Consider the following 2,357-nt stretch of genomic DNA (forward strand, 5'->3'; position numbering starts at 1 on the left):
GTGGAACATTTTGCTCAGCTTGCTGTTTGCGTGTTTCTGCTAGCCAACGGCTATACGCACTAATATCATCATCAAATACGGTGCATTGTCCATCATGGACTAAATATAGGCTATCGCACACATTGGCAATCATTTCACGGTCATGCGAGACCAAAATCACCGCGCCTGCAAAGTTTTGTAACGCCAGTGTCAAGGCTTGGCGCATTTGTAAGTCTAAGTGGTTGGTTGGTTCGTCAAGTACCAGTACGTTTGGGCGTTGCCAAACGATGAGTGCCAACGTTAGCCGCGCGCGTTCACCGCCTGAGAATAATTTACTGGGTGTGTCGATACGTTCACCACGAAAATCAAAACTGCCCAAAAATGCCCGTAAGTCAGCATCTGAAGTCGTGCCTGCCAAGCGTCGCAGCATCAGCATCGGGCTAGCATGATTATCAAGGCTGTCCATTTGGTGTTGATTAAAATAACCCAACGTCAAGCTATCAGCCGCTTTGCGTGTACCGCTCAGCAAGGGCAGCTCACCGACTAATCCTTTAATCACGGTAGATTTACCTGCGCCGTTCATGCCCAACAGCCCAAGCCGTGTGTCAGGCGTGATGGTAAGATTGATATCTTTGACCACAGGCTGACCATCGTAGCCAACACTGGCGTGTTCTAGTGCGAGTAACGGTGAGGTCAGCTGATCGGGTGGATAAAAGTTAAACGTAAATGGATTGTCTGCCATTACAGGCGCAAGCTCTGCCATGCGCTCAAGCTGTTTAACACGGCTTTGCGCTTGTTTGGCCTTACTGGCTTTGGCTTTAAAACGTCGAATAAAATCTTCTAGGTGCGCACGTGTAGCTTGTTGTTTTTCATAGGCTTGTTGTTCTTGCGCCAGTCGTTCGCTGCGTGTGCGTACAAACTGGCTATAATTGCCGCTATATAAAGTCAGCTGCTGCTGCTCGATGTGTAAAATGTGTCCAACAACGCTGTCTAAAAACGCTTGGTCATGTGAAATCAGCACCAACGTGCCGTCATAGTCGTTTAGCCAGTCTTCAAGCCACAAAATCGCATCCAGATCCAAGTGGTTGGTCGGCTCATCCAATAGCAATAAATCAGCGCGGCTCATCAAGGTTTTTGCTAAGTTTAGCCGCATCCGCCAGCCACCCGAAAAACTTGCCACAGGCTGCTGCATTTGCGCTTGGCTAAAGCCCAATCCTGCCATGATTTGCGCCGCTTTGGCAGGGATACGGTAGCCATCAATATCATCAAACTGGCTGTAGGCAGCGGCAAGACGGTCGGCAGGCGCATCATCGGGTTGGCTGATTAACGCATTGAGCGCGTACCACGTCGTGTCACCACTTAAGACAAAATCTATCGCAGGTTGGTCAGTGCTGGCAATTTCTTGCGCCATATGCCGGATGTGCCACCCACTTGGAATGTGTAATTCACCGCTATCTAGCCCCAACTCGCCACGCAAGACAGCAAATAAACTGGATTTGCCCGTGCCGTTGTTGCCTGTTAAACCGACTTTCCATGACGGATGAATTTGCACATTGGCATCATGAAACAACACACGCCCATCGCGCCGAATCGCGGCATTTTTTAGCTCAATCATAACCTTGCCTTGTTGGTCAATGTGGAGATATTTTGGATAGATTTTGGTCGTAAAATCTTGATAGTATAAGCCAAACACCCCATAATACCTACCGCTAACGCCAAAAATTCGCTGAGGTTTCAGCTTAGCATATCGGGGGCAATGATGAATGACACCATGACACTGACCGACAACGCCGCCAACAAGGTACGCCGTTTGCGCGCGCAAGAAGGCAATGAAGATTTGATGCTGCGCGTGTATGTCACAGGCGGCGGCTGTTCAGGCTTTTCTTACGGCTTTAATTTTGAAGAACAGCTTGCCGATGATGACGCGCAATTTGCCAATGGCGATGTGGCGTTGGTGGTTGATAGTTTAAGCTATCAATATCTGCACGGCTCAACGATTGATTATATTGAAGGACTCGAAGGTTCGCGCTTTGTGGTCGATAATCCAAATGCAACCACAACGTGCGGCTGTGGATCGTCTTTTTCGATATAATGCTTTTTTAACAAGCGATGACTAATTTTGTCATCAACGGTATATTGAGAAAATCTAAGCTTACGCGACATTTACAAACTTTATCTTAAAAAACCTAGCACTTGTCTGATTGTTTTTGTTAAATTAGGCGCGTTTAGTTCATAATAGCATGATGGTAGGTATGATTTAATAAGGCAGGTAATCAATGGCTTTATTAAACTTGACGTGCCAATGTGTGTTATTTGATGGTTAAAGTTTGACTGCGTGCGGGCTAATTGAGCCACGCTGCGGTTTTTAAATGCTAAAA

2 protein-coding genes are annotated in these 2,357 nt (G+C 47.1%); one reads left to right on the top strand and one right to left on the bottom strand.

Features of this window, described 5'->3' with window-relative positions; all coding sequences use genetic code 11:
* On the bottom strand, nt 1-1,594 hold a 1,594-nt coding region (locus MA2_RS10605), incomplete at its 3' end, for an ABC-F family ATP-binding cassette domain-containing protein (protein ID WP_067059637.1).
* A 144-nt stretch (nt 1,595-1,738) separates the two neighbouring features.
* Between MA2_RS10605 and erpA the strand changes: the two genes are divergently transcribed.
* A complete protein-coding gene (gene erpA, locus MA2_RS10610) occupies nt 1,739-2,071 on the top strand; it encodes an iron-sulfur cluster insertion protein ErpA (protein ID WP_115253952.1) in 333 nt (110 codons plus the stop codon).
* Nucleotides 2,072-2,357: the final 286 nt, after the last annotated feature.

Origin of the sequence: Moraxella atlantae NBRC 14588 (genome assembly GCF_001591265.1) — a bacterium.
Taxonomy (GTDB): domain Bacteria; phylum Pseudomonadota; class Gammaproteobacteria; order Pseudomonadales; family Moraxellaceae; genus Faucicola; species Faucicola atlantae.

Excerpts from the sequence above, each read along its gene's own strand:
- erpA (WP_115253952.1), top strand. The coding sequence starts at position 1,739 with ATGAATGACACCATGACACTGACCGACAACGCCGCCAACAAGGTACGC.